Below are 17,057 nucleotides of genomic sequence, written 5' to 3'. Positions count from 1 at the left end.
TAGGCGCGGCAAGGTTTAAAAAATGACAGGCAAAAAAAAGCCCGCCGAAGCGGGCTTTTTCGCACAAGGCGTATTAAACGCTGTAGTACATGTCGAACTCAACGGGGTGAGTTGTCATGTTCAGGCGCTCGATTTCCTCAGACTTCAGCTCGATGTAAGCATCGATCATGTCGTCGTCGAATACGCCGCCAGCGGTCAAGAAGGCGCGGTCTGCATCCAGTGCTTGCAGCGCTTGCTCGAGGCTAGACGCAACAGTCGGGATTTCAGCCGCTTCTTCTGCAGGCAGGTCGTACAGATCTTTGTCTGCCGCATCGCCAGGGTGGATCTTGTTCTGGATACCGTCAAGGCCAGCCATCAGCAGGGCCGCGAATGCCAGGTAGGGGTTCGCAGAGGGATCTGGGAAGCGAACTTCTACGCGGCGTGCTTTCGGGTTGGTGATGAATGGAATACGGATAGACGCTGAGCGGTTACGTGCTGAGTAAGCCAGCATAACAGGTGCTTCAAAGCCGGGAACCAGGCGCTTGTACGAGTTAGTAGAAGCGTTGGCAAAGGCGTTGATCGCGCGAGCGTGCTTGATGATACCGCCGATGTAGTACAGTGCTGTTTCAGACAGGCCGCCGTAAGCGTCGCCAGTAAACAGGTTTTGGCCGTCTTTGCTCAGTGACATGTGCACGTGCATACCGCTACCGTTGTCGCCGACAACTGGCTTGGGCATGAAAGTAGCGGTCTTGCCGTAGGCGTGAGCGACGTTGTGTACGCAGTACTTAAGTACCTGTACTTCGTCAGCTTTTTTCACAGCAGAGTTAGGGCCAACACCGATTTCACACTGACCAGCAGTACCTACTTCGTGGTGGTGTACTTCAACTTCCAGACCCATGTCGGTCATTGCGTTACACATTGCTGCGCGCAGGTCGTGCAGGCTGTCGACAGGTGGTACGGGGAAGTAACCGCCTTTAACGCCAGGACGGTGACCAGTGTTGCCTTCTTCGAAGCTGTTGCCAGAAACCCAGGCGGCTTCGTCAGAAGAAATCGCGTAGCTCGCGCCTTCCATTGCCACTTTCCACTTCACGTCGTCAAACACGAAGAACTCGGGCTCGGGACCAAACAGTGCGCTGTCGGCGATGCCGGCAGAGCGCATGTAGTCTTCGGCGCGCTGAGCGATAGAGCGTGGGTCACGGTTGTAGCCCTGCATAGTAGAAGGCTCAACGATGCCGCAGCGAATGATAATAGTGGGCTCGTCGGTGAAGGGGTCGAGAACAGAGGCCTCGTCGTCCGGCATGAGGATCATGTCTGACTCGTTAATGCCTTTCCAGCCTGAGATCGATGAGCCATCGAACATTTTGCCTTCTTCGAAGAAGCCCGCGTCGATTTCGCTCACCGGCATGGTGACGTGTTGTTCTTTACCTTTAGTGTCGGTGAAGCGCAGGTCCGCCCACTTCACGTCATTATCGGCGATTAACTTCAGAGTGTTCTCTGACATTCTTAACATCCTCCAATATAGAGTCTTGTAGTCGATTCGGCGTGGCCGAAAGCAGTGGCGATTATAGGTTCATTGCCGCGTGCCGCATAGCGACATCTGCATAGAACCGAAAGTAAACACGCATATGCGCTGCGGGCCGTGGCGCCGCTGTTTCTGTTCGAAATTTATAGAGCAATATGCGTGCCATATTTTTGTGCTGGTTTTTTGTTCAAAATCCGAGCGAAAAACCCACTTTGCCTGAAAACTGTGCGTTTTGCCAAAAAGTGCGCACCAATATGGTGCTCTGGTGTTTCATTTTGGTGCGTTGTCGGGGTTTCTGCGGAGCTGAAGCGTTTTAAGTGAACCGCTATAATGCCCGCCCAGCTATCTCCGTGGTGCCACAATGAAGTTCATCGTAAAGCTCTTCCCTGAAATTATCATCAAGAGCAAGCCTGTTCGCAAAAAGTTCATCAAACAGTTGCGCGATAACCTGCGCAAGCTGCTGATCCCGATTGACCCTGAACTCCAGATCGTTCGTGAATGGGACCGTATCACTATTGAAACCCAGTGTCGTGCCGACGCCGATATTGCGGCGATATTGGCAGTGTTGGGCAATACCCCGGGCATTGCTCATGTCGTCGAGGTGGCAGAGTACCCCCTGGTAGATGTGCACGATATCTATGAAAAGGTCCGGGACGCCGTTGGCGATAGCTTGCGTGGTAAAACCTTTGCGGTGCGCTGCAAGCGCACGGGTGATCACGAGTTCAATTCCAATGAGGTTGAACGCTACGTCGGTGGTGGCTTAAATCAGTATTCAGAAACGGGTGGGGTGAAGCTGAAAAACCCCGATGAAGTGGTGCGCGTCGAAGTCCGTCACAATCAGTTCTTTGTTGTCAGGCGACGCCACGAAGGGCTGGGTGGCTACCCCATCGGCACCGTCGACTCCGTTGTTAGCCTGATTTCCGGTGGCTTTGATTCCACGGTGTCCAGTTACATGACAATGAAGCGGGGCATGCGCACGCATTTTTGCTTTTTCAATCTCGGTGGTCGTGAGCACGAGGTGGGGGTAAAAGAAGTCGCGCTGTACCTCTGGCAGAAGTTTGGTGCGTCGCATCGCGTGAAATTTATCAGCGTGCCATTTGAAGATGTTGTCGCCGAAATTTTGAAGAATGTTGAGAACTCACAGATGGGGGTGATTCTCAAGCGCATGATGTTGCGCGCTGCCGAACAGGTGGCGGCGGAGCTGGAGGCGCCAGCGTTGGTGACTGGTGAGGCGGTGTCTCAGGTGAGTAGTCAGACGCTAACCAACCTCTCTGTGATCGATCAGGTGACTGATACCCTGGTGTTGCGCCCGCTGATCACCACCGACAAGTTGGATATTATCAATACCGCGTCCAGAATTGGCACCGAGCAATTTGCCGCGAATATGCCTGAATACTGCGGTGTGATTTCTGTGAAGCCCACCACGCGCGCGCGCCCGGAGCGGATTGCTGCGGAGGAAGAGAAGTTCGATTTTTCAGTGCTTGAGCGCGCGGTTGCCAGTGCCAAATATATCAACATCGACAAATTGGCAGATGAAGAGGTCAGCCATACCGAGGTCGAGGTGCTGCCGATTCCCTTGGCTGACGCCGTGGTGCTGGATGTGCGCCACCCCGATGAAGTTGACCGCAAGCCGCTCAAGTTGGAACGCAATCGCGTGGCGTGCATGCCCTTTTATGAATTGCATAAGCGCTGCGTTGAGCTCGATCGCGACACGGTCTACCAGCTGTATTGCGACAAGGGAGTGATGAGTCGTCTGCATGCTGCACACCTGCTTGAGCAGGGTTATGACAACATTAAGGTGTATCGCCCCTCATGACTATCTACACGCAACCGCCGTTATTTGATGTCGAGATAGCGCCTCGCTGGGCCGATCAAGACAGCCTGGGGCATATCAATCACGTGCAGTACTTCTCTTATCTTGAAGAGGCGCGAGTGCACTGGCTGCGCTCCGAGGAAATGCTAGCCCTGGGCGGCTTTCGGCTTGTTATTGCTGCCATCGCTTTGAATTACCGGCAGGAGTGGCGACACGGCCGATCGCTGCGGGCGCGCGCCTGGGTTACGCGCGTGGGGAACAGTAGCTTTAGTTTGCGGCAAGCGCTATTTAGTGACGATGGTGAGCAGCTGGTGGCAGAGGGCGATGCCACCCTGGTACATGTGAATGAGGATCACCGGCCGGTAGCCATTTCTGCTGCTGCCAGAGCCGTACTGGCGCGGTCGCTGATCGAAAGCTAGCGCTTTTGCCGCGTCAGGGCGTAGCCAAATTGAAGTTATACAGTTTGAAGCGCTGATCTTGCAGGGTCAGCGTTGCGGTCATGATCGCGCTACCGTTTTCGAAATAAAGCTTACTGCTGTAACTGAGTCGCGGCGAGTCTGCAAAGAGAGATAGGGCGCCACTCAGGCGAGAAAAGCGCAGTTCGTCCATGCGCTGATATTGCCCTAAATGCTGGTATTGCGCGCTGAGAGCAGCCAGTTGCTTATCATTGACTTGCGCCAGTGTTTCGCGGCTGAGCTGGGCGCGCAGCGCTGCGGGCTGCCAGCTCGAAATGCTACTCAGTGCCGTGTCTAAATAACTGCGCGCGGGCTCGCCGTACTGCTCTTCGACTTGGCTGCTGTAGTAATACAGGCCACCAAAGGCAATGAGACCAACCAGAATAAAGCTGCGGAGCAGGGTGCTGTTCACAAGTGATCCTAAATGAGGTGCTAACGGTATCAGTGGCGCATAAGCCAGCCGAGTAGGCCCAGGCTGTGCAGGAACACCGCGATAATGCCCAGTGGTGCAATGTAGCGCAACAAAAAGCGCCAGGCTTTGAAGACCTTGGCGTGCAATATGCCGGTTTCGTCGAACACCCGGTCGCTAGGCATCAGCCAGCCGACAAATACTGCGATTAACAGGCCGCCAAGCGGCAGCATAACGTTGGCCGTCAGGTAGTCCAGGGCGTTGAACACGGACTCGTAATGAATGCTCGCGATGCCGCCCAGCCAGGCGATACCGGCCAAGCCGAAGGTGGATACTGGCCGCTTGATACCGTGCTTTTCCAGCCAGGCAACGCCCGGCTCAATCAGGGAGATCGACGAACTGAGTGCGGCGATGCTCACCAGGGTGAAAAACAGGGTGCCGAAAAAGATGCCGCCGCTCATGTTGGAGAAGGCGATTGGCAGTGTGACAAACATCAGCCCCGGCCCTTGGCCCGGCGTAAGGTCGTTAGCGAAGACCAGCGGGAACATCGCCATGCCCGCCAGTAGGGCGATAATGGTATCCAGTGCGGCGATCGTCATGACGGTTTTGCCGATGGATGAATGCCCGGGAAAGTATGCGCCGTAGGCCATGATGGCGCCCATGCCAAGGCTCAGGGTAAAAAAGGCGTGCCCCATCGCTACCAGTATTGCCTCGCCGTTTAGGCGGCTAAAATCCGTGTCGAACATAAAGTGCAGCCCGGCTTCGAAATCGCCGTTTACTGCGCTGTAGCCCACCAGTAGCAACAGGAAGAAAAACAGCATGGGCATCAAAATGTCGACGGCCTTGCCGATGCCCTGTGTGACCCCCGCTGCCACAACGCCGGCGGTGAGCAGGCAGAACACGCTGTGCCAAAGCAACTGTTGGCTGTTGCTGGCGAGTAAACTGCTGAAATTGCTCTCGATTTGCGCCGGGTCTAAATTGCTGTAAGTGCCGCCGATACTCTGTGATACGTATTCCAACGCCCAGCCAGCGACAACGCTGTAAAACATCATGATAAGCAGGCCGGCGAGCATGCCGACACCCCCGATCACGCCCCAGTAGCGACTGCGCCCGCTTTCTTTTGCCAGTTTGGCCATTGAGTCGGCGGGGTCGCTGCGCCCGGCGCGGCCGAGCATAACTTCAGCGATCATCACGGGAATGCCGATCATCAATATGCAGGCGAGATAAACCAGTACAAATGCACCGCCACCATATTCACCCGTGATGTAGGGAAATTTCCAAATGTTGCCAAGGCCGACGGCTGAGCCTGTGGCGGCAAGTATAAATGTCCAGCGCGATTTCCATGTCACGCCCTCGGGGGCCGAAAGGGCTTTACTCATATTATTTTTTCCGTCGCGGGAAGGCTTTTTTGGGAATTGTAGCGGCAAATGGTACTTCGGCCCAAGGTTTGGCCAGTGCGGTGGTCGAGTAAACACTGGCAATATGTCGTAGATGCCGATGAGTTGTGCGTATCTCGGCGCTGCTGGTGTATACTGCGCGCCCAAATTTATCCGACGACGACCTCGCCCATGATTGATAAGCTGCGCAATATTGCCATCATCGCCCACGTTGACCACGGTAAAACGACCCTGGTTGATAAACTGCTGAGTCAGTCGGGTACGCTCGACCGCCGCAACCAAGACACCGAGCGTGTTATGGACTCCAATGATCAGGAGAAAGAGCGCGGCATTACCATCCTAGCTAAGAACACCGCGATCCGCTGGAACGACTACCGCATTAACATTGTGGACACCCCAGGGCACGCCGACTTTGGCGGTGAAGTAGAGCGGGTGTTGTCGATGGTTGATTGTGTACTGCTGTTGGTAGACGCCGTAGACGGCCCTATGCCGCAGACACGCTTCGTTACACAAAAAGCGTTCGAGCGCGGTCTCAAGCCCATTGTCGTCGTCAATAAAGTCGACCGCCCGGGCTCTCGCCCTGACTGGGTAATTGACCAAGTCTTTGACCTGTTCGACCGCCTGGGTGCGACCGACGAACAGCTTGATTTCCCCATCATTTACGCATCTGCCTTGAACGGTATTGCCGGCCCAGAGGCCGACGAGCTGGCGGAGGATATGACGCCGCTGTTTGAGATGATCGTGGATAAAGTGCCTTCGCCAGATGTCGATGTTGACGGTCCGCTGCAAATGCAAATTTCAGCGCTGGACTACAACAGCTATGTCGGCGTTATCGGTGTTGGCCGCATCACGCGCGGTACCATGAAGCCCAATGAGCAGGTTGTGGTTGTTGGCGCCGATGGTAAGCAGCGCAAAGGGCGTGTGCTCACGGTGATGGGTTATCACGGTCTGGAGCGTGTTGAAGTCGAGCAAGCACAAGCCGGCGATATTGTATGTATCACCGGTATCGAAGGCTTAAATATTTCCGATACCATCTGTTCGCCCAGTCAGCCGGAAGCGTTGCCAGCGCTGACCGTTGACGAGCCCACAGTCAGTATGACCTTCCAGGTTAACGATTCACCGTTTGCCGGTTTGGAAGGCAAGTTTGTTACCTCGCGTAATATCAACGACCGTCTCCAGCAAGAGCTGATCCACAATGTGGCGCTGCGGGTTGAGCAGGGCGACAGCCCCGACAAATTCAAAGTGTCCGGTCGCGGTGAGCTGCACTTGTCGGTATTGATTGAAACCATGCGTCGCGAGGGTTTTGAGCTGGGTGTGTCACGTCCTGAAGTTGTTCAGCGAGAAATTGACGGTGTTCTGCAAGAGCCCTACGAGCAGGTCGTTATCGACGTTGAAGATCAGCACCAAGGTGCCGTCATGGAAGAGTTGGGGCTGCGCAAGGCAGAGCTGACCAACATGGAGCCCGACGGCAAAGGTCGCGTTAAGCTTGAGTTTATTGCGCCTGCGCGTGGCCTGATCGGCTTCCGCGGTCAATTCCTGACGCTGACCTCGGGCAGCGGCATTATGACCACAGTCTTCGACCACTACGGTGAAGTGAAAGGCGGTGAGATGGCCAAACGCCAAAACGGCGTATTGGTCTCGATGGTGAAGGGCAAAACCCTTGCCTACGGTCTGTTTAACCTGCAGGATCGCGGTCGCTTGTTCCTCGGCCACGCTGAGGAAATTTACGAAGGGCAGATTATCGGTTTGCACAGCCGCAGCAACGACCTGGTGGTGAATGCGACCAAGGCCAAGCAGCTGACTAACGTTCGCGCTTCTGGCACCGATGATGCGCTGACGCTGACGCCGCCGGTACGTCATACCCTTGAGCAAGCGCTCGAGTTCATTGAAGACGACGAGTTGGTGGAAGTGACGCCGAAGAGCATTCGCCTGCGTAAAAAGCTGCTAACGGAAAACGAGCGCAAACGCGCGGCAAAATAATTTGCCTGGGGCGAGGGCGGGCAAGCCGTCCCTCGCTGCGCTACACTGAAGGTCTCCGCTGTTAATCGACCTCAGGTGCGCTGAATGTTGGCACTTTATCCCGATATCAAACCTTATCAACGTCATCGTCTGGCTGTTCAAGCCCCCCACGTTCTCTATGTAGAAGAATCTGGTAACCCGGACGGTATCCCCGTGCTATTTGTGCACGGCGGTCCCGGTGCGGGTTGCAGCCCCAAGGCGCGCTGCTTTTTCGACCCAGAAATCTACCGCATTATTTTGTTTGACCAGCGCGGCTGTGGCCAATCCGAGCCCCATGCCTGTTTGGACAACAATACGACGCAAGCGCTGATCGAAGACATGGAAGCTATTCGAGAGTATTTGGGTGTACATCACTGGGTGCTGTTTGGTGGCTCCTGGGGATCCACGCTCAGTATTGCCTATGCACAACGTCACCCGAGCCGCGTGCTGGCGATGATATTGCGCGGTATATTTTTGTGCCGTCCTCAGGAGCTTCAGTGGTTTTACGAGGAGGGAGGCGCGAGCCGCGTTTTTCCCGATTACTGGCAGGAGTTTGATGAGGCTGCCCATCGCCAGCCCGGTGAGAGCTGGATCGAGGCTTATCACCGGCAGTTGCACGGCAGTAATGAACTGGCGCGGATGTCCGCCGCAAAGGCTTGGTGCCACTGGGAGGGGCGCTGCTCAACGCTGCGCCCTAACCACGATGTTGAGTCGCATTTGCTGGACGCTCACACCGCCGTGGCGATGGCGCATATCGAGAATCACTTTTTCCGCAGTGACCCGTACCTGTTGAATCAGCAAATCCTGGATAATATGTCGGCGCTGGCAGATATTCCCGGGGTTATTGTCCACGGTCGTTACGATATGATCTGCCCGCTAGACAATGCGATGACGCTATCGCAATACTGGCCAGCCGCCGAGTTGTTCGTGGTTCGCGATGCCGGGCATTCCGCTTTTGAGCCGAGCATGAGTGATGCCCTGGTTAAGGCAACAGATGAGATTGCCGAGGTGCTGGTACGGCAGTTTTCGGGCGAGGGCGCATAATACTGCACCACGGATTTACGTATAGAGAATTGAATGAAAGCACTACTTCAACGGGTTCGCCACGCGAAGGTCGAGGTTGATCAGCGCTGCGTTGGTGAAATTAGTCAGGGAATATTGTTGTTTCTTGGGCTGGAAAAACACGACAGTGAAACCGAGCTGGAAAAGTTATTGGAAAGGGTGCTGAATTACCGCATTTTTTCCGATGAGCAGGGGCGTATGAATTTGTCGCTGCGCGACATTGAAGGCGGGCTGTTGGTGGTTTCCCAGTTTACCCTCGCGGCACAAACCAGTAAGGGGCGGCGCCCCGGATTTTCAACGGCCGCCGAACCCGAGCGCGCCCGCCAGCTTTACGATCATGCCCTGGCGTGGCTTTCTCCTCGTCAGGCAAAACTGGCAAGCGGAGAATTTGGCGCGGATATGCAGATCTCTCTGCTCAATGACGGGCCGGTGACTTTTCTACTGGAATCGTAACGTTATCCCACTCCCGACAGATTTATGGCGACGCGGTTCCCGCGTGTTTGCCGTTTTTTGCGCCTGTGTCAACTTCTTCACAAAGCCGGTTTTTTCGGTGAACTCAGTAATATGAGCTCGTCTAAAAGGCATCTATTGGCAAAAAAAGGATGTCTTATGAAGCGCATTACATCGACTCTAATGGTTCCCGCTGGCTTTCTTGCACTGGCGGTCAGCTCACCACTGATGGCAAAGGAATTTAGCTACAGTTATGCGGAATTAGGGGTGGCTGATATTGAGGTGGATGATCGCGATGGCGACTACCTTTATGGAGGCGGCTCGCTGGCCTTGGATCGCAATGTATTTATTCGCGCGTCAGTGGGTAATCTGGATTTTGATCCCGGTGAGGCCGATGTGGTGAGCCTCGGTGTGGGCCATCCGATGCGGATATCTGAGCGCAGCGACTTAGTATTGGCGCTGGACTACAGCTATACCGATCCCGACCGGGGTGACAACGACATCGATACTTTGGCAGCGAGTGTGCAATCACGCACCTGGCTGACCAATAATATAGAGGGTAATCTCAGTGCGGGTTATGCCCACGCAGACTACGATAAGGGTGACGATAGCGGCGCTGTGCTTGGTGCTGGTGTGCGACTCTACGTGACGCCGCTGGTCTCTGTGGCAGCGGAGCTGAATCGCAGCTTTGTTGGCGACCTGGATACAGACAGCTTTGGCATTAGTGGCCGCGTGCAGTTTTAACTGCGGCGGCAGCAAAAAAACGGCGCAGGGAGCGCCGTTTTTTTTGCACGCTTCAGAGGGTTTTTGGGCTCAGTCGTTTAGCAAAAAACTGGCTGATGTCATGGGCGATAAAAAACAGGATTGGCACTAAAAATAATGTGACCGCCGTGGCAAATAATATGCCGAAGCCAACGGAGGTGGCCATTGGTTTGATGAATTGCGCCTGTATCGAGGTTTCCAGCTGAATGGGCAGTAGCCCCAAAAAAGTGGTTAGTGAGGTCAGTATCACCGCGCGAAAGCGCATCTGTCCGGCTTCGACCACGGCTTTGAGTTTTTCTTCTCCCTCGGAAACCTTCTGGTTGATGAAGTCCACCAGAACCAGCGAGTCATTCACCACCACCCCGGCGAGCGCAACCACACCGATAATAGATAGCATGCTCAGATCATTGCCGGTGAGCCAGTGTCCAATAATGGCGCCTGCCACTGAAAAGGGAATTGCCGACATGATATACAGCGGCTGGATATAGGACTTCAGCGGAATGGCCAGTGCGGCAAAAATCAGCAGTAATACCAGCGACCCCATCACCTGCAGTTCGCGGGTGTCTTTTTGCTGCTCTTCCACCTGGCCGGTGTAGTAATAGCTAACCGCAGGGAATTGTTTCAGTAGTGTGGGCATCACGTCCCGGTCGAGCTTGGCGACCACCGCATCGGGTTCAATGGTGGCTTTGTCGATGCCCGTTTGGATATTGACCACGCGCTTTCTGTCGACCCGTTTGATGCTGGAAATGCCGGAGGAATATTGCGCTTCGGCCACTTCACTGAAGGGTACCCGCTCACCACTAGGCAGCTTGATCCACAATTGTTCCAGGGTTTCCAGCGTGTTGCGCTCGGCGAGTGGCAATCTCGCGTAGACTCGCACTTCGTGACGGCCGCGTTGGAAACGCTGAATTTCAGCGCCAAAGAAGGCTTGGCGCACTTGGCGGGCAATTTCAGCCTGGCCGAGGCCCAGCAATTCGCCGGCGGGTTTAATGCGAATATCCACCTCCGGTGCGCCGGCGCCAAAGGTATCGCGGATATCGAATACGCCGCTTATTTGCTGAAGCTCCGCTTTGAGCCACTGTGCGGCGCGCTGCAGTTCAGCGAGGTCGTCAGACTCTAACGCGACGTCGAGGTCGACGCCTTCGCCCGGGCCCGCTTTCGCATCGAAGCTCAGCTGTTTAATACCGGGGAGCGGGCCGATCGCTTCTCGCCACCACTGGGCGAGAATAACGGAATCGATTTGCCGTTGTTCCGAGGGGACGAGGGACGCCCAAATTCTTGCCTGGTCGTCGGAGCTGCTCAGGGTTTCAATATTGCTAATGGCGTCGACATCTTCACCAGTACGTTCGCGGTAGCGCTCATTGACGGTCGTGGCCGCCGCCTCGATTTTCAGTGCGTAGTCATGAGTGAGCTGGTAGGGCGCGCTGGGCGGCAGCCGCAGGCTAATTACGATCTGGTCAGAGGGAACATCGGGGAAGAACACCATGCGGACAATGCCAGCGGGTACCAGGCTGAGAACGACAATAAAGCCGGCCACAAATACGGCGAGACTGACATAGCGATACGCAAGCAAGGTTTGCAATGCTGGGCGATAAATATTGTACACAAACGCTTTTAGCTGGCGGTCAAAGCCGTTTTGCAGGGCGGCGATGGGGCCGGTGGATTTTTTATCTAGTTTGATATGACGAAGGTGGGCGGGCAGGATCAGCTTGGTTTCTATCAGAGAAAAGATCAGGCAGAAGATCACGACCACCGCGATATTGGAGCCAAAGCGGCCGATGTGCGAGGTCATTGTCAGCATCGGGGTGAAGGCGATAATAGTCGTAAGCACGCCAAAAATTGTCGCTGTCGAGACGCGTTTTACCCCGTGAATAATGCTGTCTAAGCCTTGTTGTTCTCTCTCCAGGTAGCTGTAGGCACTCTCGCCGGTAACAATGGCATCGTCCACCACAATGCCCAGCACCAGCAAAAAGCCGAATAGCGACATCAGGTTTATCGAGTAGTCGAAAAAGCCAAGGTTCATCACCATCATGGCGCCAAGAAAGCTGAATGGCACGCCGATTAACACCCAAAATGCCATGCTCAGGCGTAAAAATAGCGCCAGTGCTAATAGAACTAAAATGCCCCCTTGCAGCGCATTTTTGAGTAGTAGGTCGATTCGGCCTTTGAGGATACGCGAGTTATCGAACCAGACATTGAGGCTGACGCCATCGGGTAATTCCAGTTGCTTCTGGGCGGCGTAGTCTTTGACTAACTGGCTGACATCGAGGGTGCTCTGGCGGCCGACGGTGAAAATTGTGAGCCGCGCGCCGTTGGCGCCATTCAGGCGGCTGAGAATAGGCTGCTCACTGAAACCATCGCGCACATTGGCAATATCGCCTACCAGCAAGCGGGTGCCGTCCGGGCGGGTGAGTAGCGGAATGCGGCGATACTCATCGCCACTGTAAGCCTGACCTTGTGAGCGAAGAGTAATCGTACCGCTGTCGGTGCGAACATTGCCGCCGGGTAAGTTTTCGGATCGACTGCGAATGAGCGTTACCACTTGGTCGAAGCTCAGGCCGTACTGGCGAAGTGTGCTGTCGGAGAGCTCGATGGCCACCTCGTAATCGCGCACACCGACGAGTTCAATCTGGGTAATCTCGCCGGTGGCCAGCAGGTCGTCGCGCACGTCGTCAGCAAGGGCTTTGAGTTGATGCTCGCTAAGCTTTTCGCCAGCGATACTCAGGTTGATGGTGTGATTCTTGGCCAGTATTTCTTCAATGATGGGTTTTTCGGCATTGGCGGGAAACGAAGCGATGGCGTTAACGCGGGAGGTGACATCGTTGAGTACCGGCGCCATATCGGTCTTGGGCTGCATTTGCACTAGCACTGTGGCGACATTCTCATTGGCTTCGGCAATGATGTCGTCGACGTCTTCCATATCCTGCAGGGCTTCTTCAATTTTGATCAGAATGCCTTCCTCTACCTCGCTGGGTGAGCTGCCAGGGTAGGGAACAGTGATGCGGATCATCTCCAGTGGGATCGTGGGGAAGACCTCTTTGCGCAAATCTAGCAGGGAGACCAGCCCGGCGAGCATCACCACGGCCATTAACAGATTGGCAGCGACGGGATTGCGGGCCATCCAGCCAATGGCGCCACTGCGGCGATCATAGGGCGTCATAGCGACTCGACTCTAACTTTCATGCCCTCGGTCATAATGTCTAGGCGGCTGAGTACCAGCTGGTCGCCGACGTTTATGTCTCCTCTTACCACGGCGTCTTGGGCATTTTTTTGCAGTAGGGTTACCGTCACGCTCTGCAATTGCTGCTGTGGGTCGAGGCGGTAAACGAAGCGGTTTTCAAAAACCGCGCTCGCGGGAATGCGAAAGGCGTCGTCAAATTCAACGCCGTGAATGTCGGCGCGAACAAACTGACCGATGCGCAACGCCGGCTTGGTCGCGTAGGGGGCGTCCAGCACTGCCACGGCATAGGCGACCCGAGTCGCGTCGTCCAATTGTTGATTGAGGCGACCGAGGCGCGCTTGCCAGCGACCGATTTGTTGGTCGATGGCATGGAGCGTAACGCTGACGCCATCGACTGCCTCCAGCATCTCTAACTCGGCGTGGCTAATCGGCAGGGGAATCTCTACTTGGTCGACCGCTTCAAAGCTGGCGAGGACGCTGCCGGGAGCCACATACTGCCCGAGAGCCACTTGTTTGATACTGACCAGCGCTTCCATCGGCAGTGAGATTTCTGTTCGCGAAAGGTCGACATTAGCCTTGCGGATTTGCGCTTTGGCGGCGGCAATCTGGGCTCGCGCCCGTCGAATTTGTGGGTGGCGTGGGTTGCGGGTTTCAAAGCGGCTGCGGGTGTCCGCCAGGGCTAATTCGGCATCGCGCAGGGCGAGTAGCGCCTGGGCTTCTGCCAGTTTGTATTGGCTGCGGTCTACTCTGGCGATGGGGGTATCGGCAGCGATAATGGCACCGACCTCCAGCGCAGGGTTCACCCAGGTGACTCTGCCGGCGACGTCACTGGTTAATTGCAAGGTGGTTTTTGCTCTCACCGTGCCGTGCGAGCCCAGGGTCATCGCGGCCCCTTGGCGCTCGATGGTGTGCACCTGCACAAGCGGTTGCTCGTCCACGCGGGGTTGGGATGCAAGCTCTGGCCGGCTGCTGATAAGCACCTTGGCCAGCAGCAGTGCGCCGATAACGATTAACGGTGGTAGTACGAACTTGAGGCGTTTTCTTAACACGGTAATCGCGATCCCTGAAATTGCTGCCTATAAAGGTGTTATTCCCAGCCAGAGTTAATTTGAGGTGGCAGGGCTGTTGTTGCCGCCATCGCGCTGTTGGAAGCGCTGTTTCTTTCTATACGGGAATACGTCGGCGACATAACCGTTGCGAATCTTGTCCTGCAGCTCGCGCCAGTAATCGGGGTCGTAGAGGTCGCTGTGCAATTCGTCAAATACCTTCTTGGCGCGCTGATTCCCCGAGAAGAACAGGCGAAACTCTTCCGGGAACACATCCTCGGGTTTGACCTCATACCAGGGGTGAGTGGCCATGGCCTGCTCCTCTGTTTTGGGCTCTGGCAGGCGGCGGAAGTTACAGTCGGTCAGCGGACAAATTTCGTCGTAGTCATAGAACACCACACGTCCGTGACGGGTAACGCCAAAGTTTTTAAGCAGCATATCGCCGGGGAAAATATTCCCCGCTGCGAGTTGTTTAATGGCGCTGCCGTATTCGTCCATTACGCTGTAAAGCTGCTCTTCGTTGCAGTCTTTCAGGTAGAGGTTGAGAGGAATCATTTTCCGCTCAATATAGACGTGCTTGAGTATCAACACATTGCCGTGCTCCTCGACCAGCGAGGGAGCCTCTTTGTAGAGCTCGGCCATGAGCTCGTCGGAGAAACGGCGGCGGTCAAAGGCCAGGTTGTTAAACTCCTGGGTGTCGGCCATGCGGCCGCCGCGGTCCCAGCGTTTTACCAGGCTGTAGCATTTCCTAACGTGTTCCCGGCTCATCTCTTTAGGAGGCGTGAACTTGTCTTTGATCACTTTGTACACGTACCCGAAGTCCGGCCGGGTGAATACCAGCATCACCATGCCCTTGATCCCGGGGGCGATCACGTAGGGATCTTCGCTGTTTAACGTATCGTTGACGGCAAAGCGGTAAAACTCGGTTTTACCGTGCTTTTGCATACCGATTGCGTTGTAGAGCTCGAATACCTCTTTGTGCGGCATGAGGCGTCGTAAAAATGCCACGTATTCCGAAGGAATCGAGGCGTCAACCATAAAGTAGCTGCGGCTGAAGCTGAAAAGAATTGAGAGGTCGTCAGGCTCGTGCAACAGGGTGTCGACGAAGAGCGAACCGTCATCGGAGTGCAGGATCGGCAGCACGAAGGGCTTGCTGAAATTGCCGCTGTAGGCGCGCCCAACCAAATACGCCGCTTTGTTGCGAAAGAATAGTGACTCCAGGGTCTCGACCCAAATCTCTCCAGTACCTTCGGGGATGCGGGGCACCAGGTCTTGGTTGACGACATTCATGACAAATTGAATGTCGCGCTGCTGGTCTTCCCAGGGAATATTGAACTCACAGTCGTCTAACATTTGTCTGACGATGGCGGCACCATTGTCGCCGTTGAACTTGTAGCGCCGGAGAATAGAGTCGCTATCGATTGGGCCTCGGTGTCCTGCCGGCGTGGTGGCAAAGGTGTGTTGATCCCGAATTTTTTCGTGCTCGAAGACGTAGCAGTAAATGGAGTTAAAGAAGGATTGTGCAATCTCGTAATTGTCGTGATTCTGAATTAGCTCGGCGTATTCTTGCTTGGCAACTTCCCAGTGCTCGCGGTCCTGCACGCTGCCGCCGGTAATGGTGTGGGCGGCTTCGGCGACAATGACCCGTTTTTGCTTCCAGAGGTTGAGGCGCGCGCGCATCGCCTCTTGAGAGCCGTGCCAATCGGCGGCTTCAAAACGGGCTTGGGCGCCGAGGGTGATATTTTTAAATTCGGCGAAAAACGCATCGAAGCCATTGAGAATGGCCATCGCGAGTCGGCGGGTAACAGCGGTCATTGCTGGTAGTGTCCTGTCACGTGGGAGGGTATAGCTGAGAGTCTGCCCGACTTTCGCAGAAAAGCGAAGTCGGGCAGTGGGGGGCTGCGATGTTTGCGCTTACAGGAAGCAGTCCGCCATTACTTCACGGGCTTCAGCCTGCTGGCAGTTGAGAATCATTGTGCCGACTTCGCCGCGTTGATTCGCTGCTTTCCAATCTTGGGCGCGCTCGCGAATGCGGGCTTCTGGGCCAACCAGCGCGACCTCGTCGACAAGTTCGTTGGGCACCGCTTCGCGGGCTTCATCCTTCTTACCGGCCAGGTAGAGGTCCTGCACTTTTTCTGCCGCGTCGCCGTAGCCCATGCGGGTGGCGTAGTCAGTGTAGAAGTTCTTGCCCTTGGCGCCCATACCGCCAATATATAGCGCGAGGAAGTCTTTAATGAAGTGGCGACAGCCATCGAGGTTGTCATCCATGATAACGCCGACAAATGGAGCAACATCGAAGTCGGCTTTACTGCGGCCACTCTTCTCAAGGCCCTTGTTGATCGCCGGCTCAAGCACCGAATACTTGTCTGGGCTCATCCACACCGGGAATACGCCGTCGGCGACTTCGGCCGAGGCGGCTACCCCGGCGGGAGTGATGGACGCCGTGTAAATGGGGATGCTTGGGTCGCCGTGCAAAATTGACTTAAGCGCTTTGCCCAGGCCGGTGGTGCCTTCGCCTTTGTTGGGAATCTGGTACATCTTGCCGTCAAATTCCAGCGGGCCTTTGCGCTCGAAAATCTGCTTCATAATTTTGATGTACTCGCGGGTGCGGGTGACGGGCTTGCCGTAGGGCACGCCGTGCCAGCCTTCCACCACCTGCGGTCCCGATGCACCCAGGCCGACGATAAAGCGGCCATCGGACAGGGCGTCCAGACTCATTGCCGTCATCGCCGCCATGGCGGGGCTGCGAGCAGGCATCTGCATAATGGCAGTACCCACCTTAATTTTTTCGGTTTGTGCAAGTATCCAGGCGGCCGGGCTAACGGCATCAGAACCATAGGCTTCAGCTGTCCACACTGAGTCGAAGCCCAGGGCTTCGGCGTGTTTAATGTCATCCATTGGCAGCGTTAATTTCGCGCCCGAGTAGCCCAGTAGTAGTCCCAGTTTCATTGCTGTTCCCCTTATTATTTTAGCGGGGCCCTGC

General features: G+C 55.4%; 13 protein-coding genes. 6 read left to right on the top strand and 7 right to left on the bottom strand.

Annotated elements, in window-relative coordinates; all coding sequences use genetic code 11:
* Positions 1-73 precede the first annotated feature (73 nt).
* Positions 74-1,480 carry a glutamate--ammonia ligase gene (glnA, locus tag AC2Q8J_RS08585; RefSeq protein ID WP_204997359.1) on the bottom strand — a complete coding sequence of 469 codons (1,407 nt, stop codon included), beginning with the start codon at positions 1,478-1,480 and terminating at the stop codon, positions 74-76.
* 382 nt (positions 1,481-1,862) lie between these two features.
* Between glnA and thiI the strand changes: the two genes are divergently transcribed.
* Together thiI and AC2Q8J_RS08575 are read left to right on the top strand one after the other, a co-directional pair.
* Entirely contained in the window at positions 1,863-3,317 is a 1,455-nt protein-coding gene (gene thiI, locus AC2Q8J_RS08580) for a tRNA uracil 4-sulfurtransferase ThiI (RefSeq protein WP_288363910.1), read from the top strand.
* A complete protein-coding gene (locus AC2Q8J_RS08575) occupies positions 3,314-3,733 on the top strand; it encodes an acyl-CoA thioesterase (protein WP_372877542.1) in 420 nt (139 codons plus the stop codon). Before thiI ends, AC2Q8J_RS08575 begins: the two co-directional genes overlap by 4 nt.
* A gap of 13 nt (positions 3,734-3,746) precedes the next feature.
* Here the strand turns inward: AC2Q8J_RS08575 and AC2Q8J_RS08570 are convergent, their stop codons facing one another.
* Together AC2Q8J_RS08570 and AC2Q8J_RS08565 are read right to left on the bottom strand one after the other, a co-directional pair.
* Positions 3,747-4,181, bottom strand: coding sequence for a hypothetical protein (locus AC2Q8J_RS08570; RefSeq protein WP_204997362.1), 435 nt, complete (start codon positions 4,179-4,181; stop codon positions 3,747-3,749).
* Between the two features lie 29 nt (positions 4,182-4,210).
* Positions 4,211-5,557 (bottom strand): sodium-dependent transporter, encoded by a 1,347-nt coding sequence (locus tag AC2Q8J_RS08565; protein ID WP_372877540.1) that lies wholly within the window; start codon positions 5,555-5,557, stop codon positions 4,211-4,213.
* Between the two features lie 189 nt (positions 5,558-5,746).
* Between AC2Q8J_RS08565 and typA the strand changes: the two genes are divergently transcribed.
* The 4 genes from typA (at position 5,747) to AC2Q8J_RS08545 (ending at position 9,829) form a co-directional block, all read left to right on the top strand.
* Positions 5,747-7,555 carry a translational GTPase TypA gene (gene typA, locus AC2Q8J_RS08560; protein ID WP_286696241.1) on the top strand — a complete coding sequence of 603 codons (1,809 nt, stop codon included), beginning with the start codon at positions 5,747-5,749 and terminating at the stop codon, positions 7,553-7,555.
* Between the two features lie 84 nt (positions 7,556-7,639).
* The gene (gene pip, locus AC2Q8J_RS08555; protein WP_486451064.1) at positions 7,640-8,617 is read left to right on the top strand and encodes a prolyl aminopeptidase; all 978 of its coding nucleotides are present in this window, start codon (positions 7,640-7,642) and stop codon (positions 8,615-8,617) included.
* 33 nt (positions 8,618-8,650) lie between these two features.
* Positions 8,651-9,088, top strand: coding sequence for a D-aminoacyl-tRNA deacylase (gene dtd, locus AC2Q8J_RS08550; protein ID WP_372877534.1), 438 nt, complete (start codon positions 8,651-8,653; stop codon positions 9,086-9,088).
* Positions 9,089-9,244: 156 nt separating this feature from the next.
* Positions 9,245-9,829 carry an outer membrane beta-barrel protein gene (locus tag AC2Q8J_RS08545; RefSeq protein WP_286696238.1) on the top strand — a complete coding sequence of 195 codons (585 nt, stop codon included), beginning with the start codon at positions 9,245-9,247 and terminating at the stop codon, positions 9,827-9,829.
* A 52-nt stretch (positions 9,830-9,881) separates the two neighbouring features.
* Here the strand turns inward: AC2Q8J_RS08545 and AC2Q8J_RS08540 are convergent, their stop codons facing one another.
* The 4 genes from AC2Q8J_RS08540 to AC2Q8J_RS08525 all read right to left on the bottom strand — a co-directional run bounded on the left by AC2Q8J_RS08540 (position 9,882) and on the right by AC2Q8J_RS08525 (position 17,023).
* The gene (locus tag AC2Q8J_RS08540) at positions 9,882-13,007 is read right to left on the bottom strand and encodes an efflux RND transporter permease subunit (protein ID WP_486451063.1); all 3,126 of its coding nucleotides are present in this window, start codon (positions 13,005-13,007) and stop codon (positions 9,882-9,884) included.
* The gene (locus tag AC2Q8J_RS08535; protein ID WP_486451062.1) at positions 13,004-14,077 is read right to left on the bottom strand and encodes an efflux RND transporter periplasmic adaptor subunit; all 1,074 of its coding nucleotides are present in this window, start codon (positions 14,075-14,077) and stop codon (positions 13,004-13,006) included. The genes AC2Q8J_RS08540 and AC2Q8J_RS08535 overlap by 4 nt, the downstream gene beginning before the upstream one ends.
* A 54-nt stretch (positions 14,078-14,131) precedes the next feature.
* Positions 14,132-15,889 carry a bifunctional isocitrate dehydrogenase kinase/phosphatase gene (aceK, locus tag AC2Q8J_RS08530; protein WP_372877526.1) on the bottom strand — a complete coding sequence of 586 codons (1,758 nt, stop codon included), beginning with the start codon at positions 15,887-15,889 and terminating at the stop codon, positions 14,132-14,134.
* A 99-nt stretch (positions 15,890-15,988) separates the two neighbouring features.
* Complete coding sequence (locus AC2Q8J_RS08525) at positions 15,989-17,023, bottom strand: LLM class F420-dependent oxidoreductase (RefSeq protein WP_286696235.1); 1,035 nt, start codon at positions 17,021-17,023, stop codon at positions 15,989-15,991.
* Between the last annotated feature and the right edge of the window lie 34 nt (positions 17,024-17,057).

This window comes from Spongiibacter sp. C9W, assembly GCF_057370015.1.
Note: the sequence above shows the minus strand (reverse complement) of the source record. Positions and strands in the feature narration are given on the sequence as shown.

Coding starts and splice junctions, on each gene's coding strand:
- AC2Q8J_RS08540 (WP_486451063.1), bottom strand. CDS start 13,007: ATGACGCCCTATGATCGCCGCAGTGGCGCCATTGGCTGGATGGCCCGC.
- AC2Q8J_RS08545 (WP_286696238.1), top strand. CDS start 9,245: ATGAAGCGCATTACATCGACTCTAATGGTTCCCGCTGGCTTTCTTGCA.
- pip (WP_486451064.1), top strand. CDS start 7,640: ATGTTGGCACTTTATCCCGATATCAAACCTTATCAACGTCATCGTCTG.
- AC2Q8J_RS08575 (WP_372877542.1), top strand. CDS start 3,314: ATGACTATCTACACGCAACCGCCGTTATTTGATGTCGAGATAGCGCCT.
- thiI (WP_288363910.1), top strand. CDS start 1,863: ATGAAGTTCATCGTAAAGCTCTTCCCTGAAATTATCATCAAGAGCAAG.
- AC2Q8J_RS08565 (WP_372877540.1), bottom strand. CDS start 5,557: ATGAGTAAAGCCCTTTCGGCCCCCGAGGGCGTGACATGGAAATCGCGC.
- dtd (WP_372877534.1), top strand. CDS start 8,651: ATGAAAGCACTACTTCAACGGGTTCGCCACGCGAAGGTCGAGGTTGAT.
- AC2Q8J_RS08525 (WP_286696235.1), bottom strand. CDS start 17,023: ATGAAACTGGGACTACTACTGGGCTACTCGGGCGCGAAATTAACGCTG.
- typA (WP_286696241.1), top strand. CDS start 5,747: ATGATTGATAAGCTGCGCAATATTGCCATCATCGCCCACGTTGACCAC.
- aceK (WP_372877526.1), bottom strand. CDS start 15,889: ATGACCGCTGTTACCCGCCGACTCGCGATGGCCATTCTCAATGGCTTC.
- glnA (WP_204997359.1), bottom strand. CDS start 1,480: ATGTCAGAGAACACTCTGAAGTTAATCGCCGATAATGACGTGAAGTGG.